The sequence below is a fragment of the Roseicyclus amphidinii genome (assembly GCF_030163755.1).
In the GTDB taxonomy this organism is placed as follows: domain Bacteria; phylum Pseudomonadota; class Alphaproteobacteria; order Rhodobacterales; family Rhodobacteraceae; genus Roseicyclus; species Roseicyclus amphidinii.
This window is the reverse complement of the sequence record NZ_JASJOE010000014.1, coordinates 23199-35434: the sequence shown is the minus strand read 5'-3', so window position 1 is coordinate 35434 and position 12236 is coordinate 23199. Positions and strand designations below refer to the sequence as shown.

General features: G+C 68.6%; 14 protein-coding genes. 7 read left to right on the top strand and 7 right to left on the bottom strand.

Going from position 1 to position 12236, the window contains the following annotated elements:
* Positions 1–3 precede the first annotated feature (3 nt).
* The 6 genes from QQK83_RS06865 (at position 4) to QQK83_RS06840 (ending at position 4904) form a co-directional block, all read left to right on the top strand.
* Entirely contained in the window at positions 4–1719 is a 1716-nt protein-coding gene (locus tag QQK83_RS06865) for a sensor histidine kinase (RefSeq protein ID WP_284262987.1), read from the top strand.
* A gap of 13 nt (positions 1720–1732) precedes the next feature.
* Positions 1733–2230 carry an HPr kinase/phosphorylase gene (locus tag QQK83_RS06860; protein ID WP_284262899.1) on the top strand — a complete coding sequence of 166 codons (498 nt, stop codon included), beginning with the start codon at positions 1733–1735 and terminating at the stop codon, positions 2228–2230.
* Positions 2231–2353: 123 nt separating this feature from the next.
* Positions 2354–3295: an RNase adapter RapZ gene (gene rapZ, locus QQK83_RS06855; RefSeq protein ID WP_284262898.1), complete on the top strand. Its 942-nt coding sequence runs from the start codon at positions 2354–2356 to the stop codon at positions 3293–3295.
* Positions 3292–3681: a PTS sugar transporter subunit IIA gene (locus tag QQK83_RS06850; RefSeq protein WP_284262896.1), complete on the top strand. Its 390-nt coding sequence runs from the start codon at positions 3292–3294 to the stop codon at positions 3679–3681. Before rapZ ends, QQK83_RS06850 begins: the two co-directional genes overlap by 4 nt.
* Complete coding sequence (locus QQK83_RS06845; RefSeq protein WP_284262894.1) at positions 3681–3962, top strand: HPr family phosphocarrier protein; 282 nt, start codon at positions 3681–3683, stop codon at positions 3960–3962. Before QQK83_RS06850 ends, QQK83_RS06845 begins: the two co-directional genes overlap by 1 nt.
* A 42-nt stretch (positions 3963–4004) precedes the next feature.
* Positions 4005–4904, top strand: coding sequence for a lysophospholipid acyltransferase family protein (locus QQK83_RS06840; RefSeq protein WP_284262893.1), 900 nt, complete (start codon positions 4005–4007; stop codon positions 4902–4904).
* 90 nt (positions 4905–4994) lie between these two features.
* On the opposite strand, the gene QQK83_RS06835 is transcribed toward QQK83_RS06840, so the two are convergent.
* Positions 4995–5870 carry a 3-hydroxybutyryl-CoA dehydrogenase gene (locus QQK83_RS06835; RefSeq protein WP_284262892.1) on the bottom strand — a complete coding sequence of 292 codons (876 nt, stop codon included), beginning with the start codon at positions 5868–5870 and terminating at the stop codon, positions 4995–4997.
* A 210-nt stretch (positions 5871–6080) separates the two neighbouring features.
* On the opposite strand from QQK83_RS06835, the gene QQK83_RS06830 reads away from it, so the two are divergent.
* A complete protein-coding gene (locus tag QQK83_RS06830) occupies positions 6081–6899 on the top strand; it encodes a DUF6473 family protein (RefSeq protein ID WP_284262891.1) in 819 nt (272 codons plus the stop codon).
* Positions 6900–6959: 60 nt separating this feature from the next.
* Here the strand turns inward: QQK83_RS06830 and QQK83_RS06825 are convergent, their stop codons facing one another.
* The 6 genes from QQK83_RS06825 to QQK83_RS06800 form a co-directional block, all read right to left on the bottom strand.
* On the bottom strand, positions 6960–7886 hold the full coding sequence (locus QQK83_RS06825) for an electron transfer flavoprotein subunit alpha/FixB family protein (RefSeq protein ID WP_284262890.1): 927 nt from the start codon (positions 7884–7886) through the stop codon (positions 6960–6962).
* Positions 7886–8647 carry an electron transfer flavoprotein subunit beta/FixA family protein gene (locus QQK83_RS06820; protein WP_284262888.1) on the bottom strand — a complete coding sequence of 254 codons (762 nt, stop codon included), beginning with the start codon at positions 8645–8647 and terminating at the stop codon, positions 7886–7888. The genes QQK83_RS06825 and QQK83_RS06820 overlap by 1 nt, the downstream gene beginning before the upstream one ends.
* Positions 8648–8769: 122 nt before the next feature.
* Entirely contained in the window at positions 8770–9426 is a 657-nt protein-coding gene (trhA, locus tag QQK83_RS06815) for a PAQR family membrane homeostasis protein TrhA (protein WP_284262886.1), read from the bottom strand.
* 60 nt (positions 9427–9486) lie between these two features.
* Complete coding sequence (gene recR, locus QQK83_RS06810) at positions 9487–10086, bottom strand: recombination mediator RecR (RefSeq protein ID WP_284262884.1); 600 nt, start codon at positions 10084–10086, stop codon at positions 9487–9489.
* A gap of 12 nt (positions 10087–10098) precedes the next feature.
* Entirely contained in the window at positions 10099–10443 is a 345-nt protein-coding gene (locus QQK83_RS06805; protein WP_284262882.1) for a YbaB/EbfC family nucleoid-associated protein, read from the bottom strand.
* 21 nt (positions 10444–10464) lie between these two features.
* Positions 10465–12225 (bottom strand): DNA polymerase III subunit gamma/tau, encoded by a 1761-nt coding sequence (locus tag QQK83_RS06800; protein ID WP_284262880.1) that lies wholly within the window; start codon positions 12223–12225, stop codon positions 10465–10467.
* Positions 12226–12236 lie beyond the last annotated feature (11 nt).

Genomic DNA, 12236 nt, shown 5'->3' with positions numbered 1-12236 from the left:
TCCATGACCGACCGCCGCCCCCGCGACCGGGCCGATATCGTGCTGGGCGAGGATTGGGATCGCCCGCACAGCACGGTCGAGACCGAGCTCAAGGCCGCGCGCGCGCAGCGCGGCCTCGTTTCGCTGAACCGCTCGCCGCTGGCGCGCAAGATCATCCTGTTCAACCTGCTGGCCATGGTCGTGCTGGTCGCGGGGGTGCTCTATCTCAACCCGTTCCGCGACAGCCTCGCCGTGCAGCGCGAGCGCGCGCTGGCCGTCGAGGCGCAGCTGATCGCCGAGGTCTTCGAAGCCCGCCTGCCCGAGGCGGACAGCATGGAAAGCGATGCGCCCCTCACCGGGCCCGACGGGGGCGAGGCCGCGCAGGTCCTCAGCCGCCTCGGCCTGTCGGACGGGGTCGATGTCTTCGTCTACGCCCTGCCCGAACGGCTGGTCGCCTCCACCGAAAGCCTGTCGCGCAGCCCGGCCCGCCCGGTCCGCGGCCTCGAGCGGCGGCAGGACACGCTGCTGATCACCGATTTCCTGAACACCGTCTGGACCGGCCTGTCGGGCCTGCTGACCGGCGGGCAGGCCCCGCGCGACACGATGACGAGCGCCGAGCTCGCCGCCGGCCTGGTCGGCCCCGCCGCCGAGGGGGTGACCGTGCTGAACCGCGGCGTCGATGCGACCGGCACGCTCTATGCCGCGGCGACGCCGATCATGGGCCCCTCCGGGCCGGTCGGCATCATCGTCGTGACCACAGCGGCGGGCGAGATCGACCAGCTGGTCCGCGTCGAGCGCGAACAGCTTCTGCAGATGTTCGTCGTCGCGCTGCTGGTCTCCATCGGCCTCAGCCTCGTGCTGGCCTCGACCATCGCGCATCCGCTGGCCGACCTGGCCGAGGCAGCCGAACTGGGCCGCGCCAAGAACGCCCGCAAGATGAGCCCGACGCGCGTGCGCATCCCCGACCTGACCGGTCGCCCCGACGAGATCGGTCGCCTGTCGGGCGCGCTGCGCGGCATGGTCTCGGCGCTCTATGACCGGATCGACGCGAACGAGCAATTCGCCGCCGATGTCAGCCACGAGATCAAGAACCCGCTCGCCAGCCTGCGCTCGGCGGTCGGCACGATGCGGCTGGCCAAGACCGAAGATCAGCGCAACCGCCTGCTCGAGGTGATCGAGCATGACGTGCAGCGCCTCGACCGGCTGGTGTCGGACATCTCGAACGCCTCGCGGCTCGACAGCGAGCTGGTGAAGGAGGAGGAAGAGGATTTCGACCTCGTCCGCACCCTGCGCAACATCTCGCAATACCACGCCGAGGAGGCCGGCAAGAAAGGCGTCGATTTCATCACCGACCTGCCGGACGACCGCATCACCATCTCGGGGCTGGAGGGGCGGCTGGCGCAGGTCTTCGTCAACCTTCTGTCGAACGCCATCTCGTTCTGCGACGAGGGCGACGCCGTGCGCCTGTGGATCCGCCGCCGCGAGAACCGCGTCCTGATCGTGGTCGAGGACACCGGCCCCGGCATCCCCGAAGCGGCACTGACCAAGGTCTTCAACCGCTTCTACTCGGAACGCCCGGTCAGCCAGTTCGGCAACCACTCCGGCCTCGGCCTCGCCATCTCGAAGCAGATCGTCGAGGCGCATGGCGGGGTGATCTGGGCCGAGAACATCCGCCCCACCGCGGCTGATGCGACCTCCGAACCGCTCGGCGCGCGCTTCGTCGTCGGCCTGCCGATCTGAGCGGGGCGCGGCGATGCCCCCCGCGCACGGCCCCGGCCCCGATCCGGCACCGGAACCCGTCTCACGCTGGGTCACCGGCGAGGAGGATGGGGCTCTCTGGCTCAAGGCGACGGCGGTGGCGGTCAACGCGGCGGGCATCCTGATCCTCGGCGCGTCGGGCTCGGGCAAATCTAGCCTCGCGCTTGCGCTCATGGCCCATGGCGCGACGCTGGTCAGCGACGACGCGGTGCGGCTGCGGCCCCTGCCCGGGGGGGCGCTTCTGGAACGCCCCGACACCTCGCCCGACCTGATCGAGGCGCGCGGCGTCGGCCTGTTGCAGGGCGGGCCGGTCACCCGGTCCGTCGCGCTCGCCATCGCGGTCGACCTCGACCGGCCCGAGACCGCCCGCCTGCCGCCGCGGCGCGTGCTCGGGATCGGAGACTGGACCTACCCCTTGATCCTCGGCGGGCAAGCGCCCTCCCTTGCCGCGTCCCTCGTCATCATGGCGCGCCACGGCCGCGCCGCCCCGTAAGAGCGCATTGTGCAAAAGTGCGCGCCGGGTTTGCGCCTCTCGAACATGCGCCATCAAGACGCTACACTAAGCCGCGCGACGACGCTTGAACGCGACACCACAGGCCAAGGCACCCAAACAACCATGCCAAGCGATCCGCACTCCACACCGGCCGAGGGCCGACCTCCCGCGCGCGTGGTCTTCGTGACAGGCCCGTCCGGTGCCGGGCGCAGCACCGCGATCAACGCGCTGGAAGACCTCGGCTTCGAGGCGATCGACAACCTGCCCCTCAGCCTCCTGCCGCGCCTGCTCGAGGGGCCGCCGCCCGACCGGCCGCTGGCCCTCGGCACCGATGCGCGCAACCGCGACTATTCGGCCACCGGGCTTGTCGCCGCCGTCGACCGGCTGGCCGGGGAACCGGGCTACGCGCCCGACCTGCTCTATCTCGACTGCGCCGCCGACGTGCTGCAGCGCCGCTATTCCGAGACGCGCCGCCGCCACCCGCTCGCCCCGGATGCCGCGCCCGCGCAGGGGATCGCGCGGGAACTGGCGCTGCTGGTGCCCGTCCGGGCCCGCGCCACCGTTCTGATCGACACCTCCGCGCTCACGCCGCATGACCTGCGCGCCGAGATCGGGCGCCTGTTCGCGCCCGAGGGTGCCGGGCGGCTGGCGATCACGGTCATGTCCTTTTCCTACCGGCACGGGCTGCCGACCGGGGCGGACCTGGTCTGCGACTGCCGTTTCCTGCGCAATCCGCACTGGGACCCTGCGCTGAAACCGCTGGACGGGCGCGACCCGGCGGTGCAGGCGCATATCGCCACCGATCCGCGGTTCGACGCCTTCTGCGACCGGATCATCGACCTGGCCGAGCTGCTGCTGCCCGCCTTCGAAGCCGAAGGAAAAAGCCACCTGACCATCGCCTTCGGATGCACCGGCGGGCAACACCGTTCGGTTGCGATGACCGAATTCCTGGCCGCGCATCTTGCAGAGGCCGGGTGGCCGGTGTCTAAACGTCACAGGGAAGTGGAACAGCGCCGCGTCGTGACGGCCGGCGGGGCTGACAGGCCAGAGGCGACAGACAGGTGATCGGCATCGTGATCGTTGCCCATGGCGGGCTCGCATCCGAGCTCAAGCGGGCGGCGGAACATGTGGTCGGCCGACAGGCGGCGATGATCGCCATCTCGATCGGCCCCGAGGACGACCGCGCCGCGCGCACGCGCGAAATCTGCGACGCCGCGGATGCCGTCGACGACGGCTCCGGTGTCGTGGTGGTCACCGACATGTTCGGCGGATCGCCCTCGAACCTGTCGCTGACGGCCTGTCGGCCGCAGAACCGCAAGATCCTGACCGGGGTGAACCTGCCGATGCTCATCAAGCTGGCGAAATCCCGGCAATTGAGCGTCGACGAGGCCGTGGCCCGCGCAGCCGAGGCCGGACGCCGCTACATCAACAGTTTCGACGGGGCCCCCTGATGTCCGATGACAGCGTGATCCGGCAGTTCGCCATCGTGAACGTGAAGGGGCTGCATGCCCGCGCCTCGGCGCGGTTCGTGGAAGTGGTGGAAGAGCATGACGCAACGGCCACCGTCCGCCGCGACGGCCTCAGCGCCTCGGGGGATTCCATCATGGGGCTTTTGATGTTGGCAGCTTCCATGGGAACCTCTATTGAGGTCGAAACCAACGGCCCCGAGGCGGAAAAGCTTGCAGATGCGCTGCAGGCGCTGGTCGCGGACCGTTTCGGCGAGGACAGCTGAGCCGGGGCAGGCGGCTGGAATGACGCGATGGGACAAGGGCGCGTGACCGACACAAGTTCCCGCAATATCTCGGCGCCGCGACCGGCGCTGCGGCCGGGGCCCGATCGGGTCTATGACCGGCGCAGCCTGACCTATGCCAACAGTTTCGACAGTTTCTGGACCCGTCACACGATCAAGGCGATCGAATGGCTGACCGGCAAGCTCACCATCATCCGCCGCGTGCGCCAGTTCGAGAAGATGGGCGAGTTCAAGGGACAGGCCTTCTGGCCCGCCACGATGAAGGTGATGGGGATCGACCTGCAGACGCCCCAGCACCAGCTTGACCGCATCCCGGCCGAGGGGCCGGTGGTCTTCGTCGCCAACCATCCCCACGGGCTGGTCGACGGGATGATACTGGCCGACCTGATCGGGCGGCGGCGGCTGGATTACCGCATCCTCACCCGTGCGCTGCTGACCGGGCTGGACGAGAGCGCGGCCGGCTACATGATCCCGGTGCCCTTCCCGCATGAGCCCGACGCCCAGGAAAAGATGCTGCAGATGCGCGCGACCGCGATGGCGCATCTCGAGCAGAAAGGGCTGATCGCGCTCTTCCCTTCGGGTGCCGTGGCCGCCTCGGAGACGATGACCGGCCCCGCCATCGAAGGCGAGTGGAACGTCTTCACCGCCAAGATGATCCGCAAGTCGGGGGCCACCATCGTGCCCTGCTTCTTCACCGGCTCCAACTCGCGCTGGTACCAGGTCGCCAACCGGATCTCGCCGATCCTGCGGCAGGGGCTGTTGATCCACGAGGTCGTTCACAGCTTCGACAAGCCGCAAGCCCCGATCATCGGCAGGCCGATCACGCCCGACCAATGGGAAAGCCGCATCGGCAAGCCGCGCGAATTCATGGCCTGGCTGCGCGCGCGGACCCTGTCCCTCCGGGACAACCCCGATCAATCGTAGCGCCCGTTTCTTGCAAGAAACGGATGACGTCCTTGCAAGGACGTCACAAGGCGCTTGCAAGCGCCTTGTCAGACCCTTGCAAGGGTCTTGTCAGCGCGTCGGAACCGGCGTCTCGCCGCGGTAGTCGTAGAACCCGCGTTGCGTCTTGCGCCCAAGCCAGCCGGCCTCGACGTATTTCGTCAGCAGCGGGCAGGGGCGATACTTCGTATCGGCCAGCCCGTCATGCAGCACGTTCATGATCGCAAGGCAGGTGTCCAGACCGATGAAATCGGCCAGTTCCAGCGGCCCCATCGGATGGTTCGCGCCCAGCTTCATCGACTCGTCGATCGACTTCACGTTCCCCACGCCTTCGTAGAGCGTGTAGACCGCCTCGTTGATCATCGGCATCAGGATGCGGTTGACGATGAAGGCCGGGAAATCCTCGGCCGTGGCGGCCGTCTTGCCCAGCCGATCGACCACCGCCTTGCAGGCGGCAAAGGTTTCCTCGTCGGTGGCGATGCCGCGGATCAGTTCGACCAGCTGCATCACCGGCACGGGGTTCATGAAATGGAAGCCCATGAATTTCTCGGGCCGGTCGGTGCGGCTCGCCAGCCGGGTGATCGAGATCGAGGAGGTGTTCGAGGTCAGGATCGTCTGCGGCTTCAGATGCGGCAGCAGGTCCTCGAAGATCGCCTGTTTCACCGTCTCGCGCTCGGTCGCGGCCTCGATGATCAGGTCGCTCGGCCCAACCTCGATCAAGGTCGTCGTGGTGCGGATGCGGCCCAGCGCCTCGGCCATTTCGGCCTCGGTGATCTTTTCGCGCGCGACCTGGCGCGCCAGGTTCTTCTCGATCAGCGCGAGCGCCTTGGAGAGCGCCTCGGCGCTGATGTCGGTCATGACCACGTCATAGCCCGCCAGCGCGCAGACATGGGCGATCCCGTTGCCCATCTGGCCTGCCCCAACCACTCCGATCGACTTGATGTCCATGTCCGCCCCTTGCGCGCGCCGTCCCTGTGTCTCGCGCAGGATAGGCCCGGCAGCCCGGCGTAGACAAGCCCGCCCCCCGCGGCCCAAGCGCGCGGGCGCGAGGCGGCAGGCGTCTAAAATATTCGCAAAAATAGAAGGTTATGACTTTGGAAAGACCTTGGTCACATCCTGATCCATGGGTGAGTCTCGAACTGGGTAGGAGCGAGGGAGATGAGTTTCCAAAGGCGCGGCTTGCTGCCGCTCGACTACCGGCCGGTGGTCTATCCGGGGTCTGTTCTCCGGTTCCGCGGCCCTGCGCACGGGCTGGCGCGGCCCTACGTTCTGTGTCTCGGCGGGTCCGAGACATTCGGGCGCTTCGTTCACGCGCCGTTCGCGGCCCAGCTCGACGCCGCCTTGCCGCTCGACGTGGTGAACATGGGGGTGATGAACGCCGGGCTCGACGTTCTGATGACCGACCCCGCGATTCGCGCGGCGCGGACCGGCGCGCGGGCCGTCGTGCTGCAGATCCCCGGCGCACAGAACATGACCAACCGCTTCTACTCGGTCCATCCGCGCCGCAACGACCGGTTCATCCGGGCCAACGGCATCCTGCGCACCATCTACCGCGAGGTGGATTTCACCGAGTTCCACTTCACCCGGCACCTGTTGAGCCGCCTGATGGGCCTGTCGCCGGACCGCTTCGCGCTCGTCACCCATGAATTGCGCAGCGCCTGGGTGGCGCGCATGACCGCCTATCTGCGCGACGCGCCGATGCCGGTTCACCTGCTCTGGCTGTCGCGGCGTCATCCCGACGATCCGGACAGCCCGCAGACACTGGGGCCCGACCCGCTGTTCGTCACGCGCGAGATGCTGGACCGCGTCGCCGCCGCGGCCGCCTCGCTGACCATCGCGGCCCCTGAGGGGGGGCAGATCTCGACCGGGACGCGCGGCATGTTCTTCGCCCCGCGCGAGGCCGCTGCCGCCCGTGCCCTGCCCGGCCCCGAGCTGCACGAGGCCGCCGCACGGCGTCTCGCCCGCCTGCTGTCCTGAAACGCGAACCGCCCCGCGCCCGGTGAGGCGCGAGGCGGCGAAGACGTCGGGCGGATCGGCTCAGAGCTTGCCGGTCAGCTCCGGCACGGCGTCGAACAGGTCGGCGACCAGGCCGTAATCGGCGACCTGGAAGATCGGGGCCTCTTCGTCCTTGTTGATCGCCACGATGACCTTCGAATCCTTCATGCCCGCAAGGTGCTGGATCGCCCCGGAGATGCCGACCGCGATGTAAAGCTCGGGCGCCACGACCTTGCCGGTCTGGCCCACCTGCCAATCGTTCGGCGCATAGCCCGAATCGACCGCCGCGCGCGATGCGCCCACGGCGGCGCCCAGCTTGTCGGCCAGCCCCTCGATCAGCGCGAACTGCTCGGAGGAGCCGAGCGCGCGGCCACCGGAAACGACGATCCCCGCCGAGGTCAGCTCGGGCCGGTCCGAGGCCGCGACCTTGTCCTCGACCCAGGACGACAGCGCCGAGGCGCCGGGGGCCGCCACCGTCTCGACCGCGGCCGAGCCGCCGGTGCCCGCCGCCTCGAAACTCGAGGTGCGGAAGGTCACGACCTTCTTGGCGTCCTTCGACTTGACGGTCTGGATCGCGTTGCCCGCGTAGATCGGGCGCTCGAACGTGTCGGCGTCGACGACGCCCGAGGCGTCCGAGATCACCATCACGTCCAGCATCGCCGCGACGCGCGGCATGATGTTCTTGGCGTCGGTCGTCGCGGGCGCGACGATGTGGCTGTAATCGCCCGCAAGGCCCACGATCAGCTCGGCCGTGGCCTCGGCCAGCCGGTGACCCAGGCTCTCGCCCTCGGCGCAAAGCACCTTTGCCACGCCGCTGATCGTCGCCGCCTGGTCGGCCGCCGCCTTGGCGGAGGCACCGGCGCAAAGCACCGTCACATCGCCCAGCTTGCCCGCCGCCGTGACCGCCTTGGCGGTCGCATCCATGTTCAGCTCGCCCGAGGTCACCTCGGCCAGAAGAAGAACCGCCATCAGATCACCCCCGCTTCTTCCTTGAGTTTCGAGATCAGCTCGTCGACCGAGCCCACCTTGACGCCGGCCTTGCGGGCCTCGGGCTCGGTGGTGGTGACGATCTCCAGCCGCGGCGTGACATCGACGCCGTAATCGGCGGCGGTCTTTTCATCCAGCGGCTTCTTCTTCGCCTTCATGATGTTCGGCAACGAGGCGTAGCGCGGCTCGTTCAGGCGCAGATCGACCGAGATGATCGCGGGCATCTTGACCTTGATGGTCTGCAGACCGCCATCGACCTCGCGGGTCACGACGGCGGCATCGCCCTCGACCGACACCTCGGAGGCAAAGGTCGCCTGCGACCAGCCCAGAAGCGCGGACAGCATCTGCCCCGTCGCGTTCATGTCGTTGTCGATGGCCTGCTTGCCGCAAAGCACGAGGCCCGGCTGCTCTTCTTCCACGACCTTGGCGAGGATCTTGGCCACCGCCAGCGGCTCGATGTCGGTGTGGACGTCATCGGCGGCCACCACGAGGATCGCGCGGTCAGCCCCCATCGCCAGCGCGGTGCGCAGGGTTTCCTGTGCCTGCTTGACGCCGATGGAGACGGCGACGATTTCCTCGGCCTTGCCGGCCTCCTTCAGGCGGATCGCCTCCTCGACGGCGATCTCGTCGAACGGGTTCATCGACATCTTGACGTTGGCGAGATCGACCCCGGACCCATCCGCCTTGACGCGGACCTTCACGTTGTAGTCGATCACGCGCTTGACGGGCACAAGTACCTTCATGCGGACCTCTCCTCTCTCCGGCGCCTCCCCGGCGCCACATGCCGTTTCAAGGGGAAGTGATAGTGCGATCAGGGGGTGGAAAACAGGTCAAAATCGACGCGGCAGGGTCCGGGGACGCCGCGTCAGACCGGATTGGCGCGCAGCCACAGCTCGGCGGCGATGGCCGCGTAGCAGGCGAGCGAGCCGAGAAAGACGAAGACATGCCAGATCGTGTTGTGGAACGGCAGCCGGGTCCACAGAAGGAACGCGATGCCCGAGGAATAGGTGATCCCCCCCGCCGCCAGCAGCCAGAAACCCGCCGGGCTGAGGCTCGAGACAAGCGGCCCGCCCCAGATCGCGCCGGCCCAGCCAAGGCCGAGGTAAAGCGGGATCGACAGCCAGCCGAGCCGCGAGGAAAACAGGATCATCAGCGCCCCCAGCGCCGCGACCGACCAGATCGCCACCAGAAAGGCGCCATGCGCCGAGACGAGGATGGCAAAGGGCGTGTAGGTGCCCGCGATCTTGAAATAGATCGCCGACTTGTCGAAACGCCGCAGCCGCTCGACCCAGGCGGGGCGCTGCAACAGGTTGTAGGCGGCCGAAAAGCTCCACATCGCAAGACCGGTAGCCACATAGACGGCAAGCGCCGCGACCAGCGCCGCCTCTCCGATCCAGAGTGCCGCCAGCACGATCAGGACAGGCCCCCCGACCAGCGCGGCACCGATGCCCGAGGCATGCACGATGGCGTCCGAGATATACTCGGCGCGGGAATAGGGGCGCGTTCCGCTGATGTGGCTCATGCGCGAAAGGGTAGCGCACGCGGCCCCGCACGCAAAACGGGACGTTGCGGCAGCGGTCCGTCAGACCGCCTTGCGCGCCCTGAGCGCGGCCGAGATCGTCCCGTCATCGAGGTAATCCAGCTCGCCCCCGATGGGCACGCCCTGCGCCAGCGAGGTCACGGCAACCCCCGCCCCCTCCAGCGCGTCGGCGATGTAATGGGCGGTGGTCTGCCCGTCGACGGTGGCGTTCAGCGCAAGGATCACCTCCGAGACACCCTCGCCGGTCACGCGGTCCAGCAGCCGCGGGATGCGCAGGTCTTCCGGCCCGATGTCATCCAGCGCCGAGAGCGTGCCGCCAAGCACGTGGTACCGCCCGCCAAAGGCGCCGCCGCGTTCCATCGCCCAGAGGTCGGCGACGTCCTCGACCACGCAGATCAGCCCGTTCGCCCTCCGGTCGTCGGAACAGATCGGGCACAGGTCGGCGGTGCCGATATTGCCGCAGTTCAGGCATTCGCGCGCCGTCTCGGCCACGCGGGCCATGGTCTCGGCCAAGGGGCGCATCAGCGCGCCGCGCTTCTTGATCAGCTGCAGCACGGCACGCCTTGCCGACCGGGGGCCAAGCCCCGGCAGGCGGGCCATGATCTCGATCAGGGCCTCGATATCCCTGGGCGCGTCGGCCATCGGCGCGATGCCTCAGAACGGCAGCTTCATGCCGGGCGGAAGGCCCATGCCCTCGGTCAGCTTCGCCAGTTCCTCCTGGCTTTTCTCCTGCGCGCGGGCCTGCGCATCCTTGATCGCGGCGAGGATCAGGTCCTCGACCACTTCCTTGTCGTCCTGGTTGAAGATCGACGGGTCGATGTCGAGCGCGGTCAATTCGCCCTTGGCGGTCGCGGTCGCCTTGACCAGCCCCGCGCCGGATTCGCCGGTGACCGTGATCGAGGCCAGGCTTTCCTGCATCTCGGCCATCTTGGTCTGCATTTCCTGCGCCTGTTTCATGATCTTGGCCATGTCGCCAAGACCGCCCAAACCCTTCAGCATCGGTTCATTCCTCGTGTGATGTCATTCGTCGTCGAACGGGTCCCAATCCTCTGGGAGTTCGTCGGGATCCGGCAATTCCGGCAGCGCCTCGGCCTGGGCCTGCGCCTGAAGTTCCTCGCGGGTGCGGATCGCGGCGATCTTCGCCTCGGGGAAGGCGGCCTTCACGGCCTGCAACAGCGGGTGTTGCTCCAGTTCGGCCTCGAGCGCGCGGCGCTCGGCCTGCTCGGCCTCGGCGATGGTCTGCCCGCCCCCCTCGCGCACCGTCGAGATGATCCAGCGCGCGCCGGTGGCCAGTTGCAGCGCGCGGCCAAGGCGTTGGGCGAGGTCGCCGGGCGCAGTCTCGGTCGGCTCGAACTCGATCCGGCCGGGGGCGTAGGCGGCCAGCCGCAGGCAGGTCTTCACCTCGACCAGCAGCTTGATGTCGCGCGCCTGTTCGATCAGGGCGACCACCGCGTCAAAGGTCGGGTAAAGCGACAGGTCCGGCCCCGGCTGCGCCTGCAAGGCCGCCTGCGGCCCGCCGCTGCCGCGCGCGACGGGCGCCTGCGCACGCGGCGCATGGACCGGGCCACCACCACCCGAGGGGCGCGCGGGCCCCGCCCCACCCGCGGGCGCGGGCGTCGCGTGCAGCTTCTTCACCAGGTCGCCCGGCGTCGGCAGGTCGGCCACGTGGGTCAGGCGGATCACCGCCATTTCGGCGGCCATCATGGCGTTGGGGGCAAGGGCCACCTCTTCCAGCGCCTTGAGCAGCATCTGCCACATCCGCGTGAGCACGCGCATCGGCAAACGGTCAGCCAGTGAGCGGCCCCGCGCGCGTTCCTCGGGCGGGATGGTGGGGTCTTCGGCCGCCTCGGGCGAGATCTTCACGACCGAGAGCCAATGCGTGATCTCGGCCAGGTCGCGCAGCACCGCGACGGGGTCGGCCCCGTCGGCATATTGCGCGCCCAGTTCCGACAGCGCACCGGGCGCGTCGCCGCCCATGATCGCCTCGAACAGGTCCAGCACCCGGCCCCGGTCGGCCAGCCCCAGCATGGCGCGCACCTGGTCGGCAGTGGTCTCGCCCGCGCCATGGGCGATGGCCTGGTCCAGCAGACTCATGGCGTCCCGCACCGAGCCCTCGGCGGCGCGCGTGATCAGCGCCAGCGCATCCTCGGCGATCTGCGCGTTTTCCTTGGCTGCGACGCGCTGCAGATGGGCGATCATCACCTCGGGTTCGATCCGGCGCAGGTCGAAACGCTGGCAACGGCTGAGCACCGTGACCGGCACCTTGCGGATCTCGGTGGTGGCAAACAGGAACTTGACGTGCGGCGGCGGCTCTTCCAGCGTCTTCAGAAGCGCGTTGAACGCGCTCGTGGACAGCATGTGAACCTCGTCGATGATGAAGATCTTGTAGCGCGCCTGCGCCGCGCGGTAGCTCACCGTCTCGATGATCGCGTCGCGGATGTTCTGCACGCCGGTGTTGCTGGCCGCGTCCATCTCCATCACGTCGACATGCCGCCCCTCGGCGATGGCGACGCAGTTTTCGCAGACCCCGCAGGGGTCCGTCGTCGGCCCGCCCTGCCCGTCCGCGCCGATGCAGTTCAGCCCCTTGGCGATGATCCGCGCGGTCGTGGTCTTGCCGGTGCCGCGGATGCCCGTCAGCATGAAGGCCTGCGCGATGCGATCGGCCTCGAACGCGTTTTTCAGCGTGCGCACCATGGCGTCCTGACCGATCAGGTCGGCGAATGTCGCCGGGCGGTATTTCCGCGCCAGAACCTGGTAGCCGGTATCGGGGGTGTCGCTCATGTCGCCTCGGG

Bases quoted from the DNA above. Each gene is read 5' to 3' on its own strand.
- QQK83_RS06865 (WP_284262987.1), top strand. From the start codon at position 4: ATGACCGACCGCCGCCCCCGCGACCGGGCCGATATCGTGCTGGGCGAG.
- QQK83_RS06860 (WP_284262899.1), top strand. From the start codon at position 1,733: ATGCCCCCCGCGCACGGCCCCGGCCCCGATCCGGCACCGGAACCCGTC.
- rapZ (WP_284262898.1), top strand. From the start codon at position 2,354: ATGCCAAGCGATCCGCACTCCACACCGGCCGAGGGCCGACCTCCCGCG.
- QQK83_RS06845 (WP_284262894.1), top strand. From the start codon at position 3,681: ATGTCCGATGACAGCGTGATCCGGCAGTTCGCCATCGTGAACGTGAAG.
- QQK83_RS06835 (WP_284262892.1), bottom strand. From the start codon at position 5,870: ATGGACATCAAGTCGATCGGAGTGGTTGGGGCAGGCCAGATGGGCAAC.
- QQK83_RS06830 (WP_284262891.1), top strand. From the start codon at position 6,081: ATGAGTTTCCAAAGGCGCGGCTTGCTGCCGCTCGACTACCGGCCGGTG.
- QQK83_RS06825 (WP_284262890.1), bottom strand. From the start codon at position 7,886: ATGGCGGTTCTTCTTCTGGCCGAGGTGACCTCGGGCGAGCTGAACATG.
- QQK83_RS06820 (WP_284262888.1), bottom strand. From the start codon at position 8,647: ATGAAGGTACTTGTGCCCGTCAAGCGCGTGATCGACTACAACGTGAAG.
- trhA (WP_284262886.1), bottom strand. From the start codon at position 9,426: ATGAGCCACATCAGCGGAACGCGCCCCTATTCCCGCGCCGAGTATATC.
- recR (WP_284262884.1), bottom strand. From the start codon at position 10,086: ATGGCCGACGCGCCCAGGGATATCGAGGCCCTGATCGAGATCATGGCC.
- QQK83_RS06805 (WP_284262882.1), bottom strand. From the start codon at position 10,443: ATGCTGAAGGGTTTGGGCGGTCTTGGCGACATGGCCAAGATCATGAAA.
- QQK83_RS06800 (WP_284262880.1), bottom strand. From the start codon at position 12,225: ATGAGCGACACCCCCGATACCGGCTACCAGGTTCTGGCGCGGAAATAC.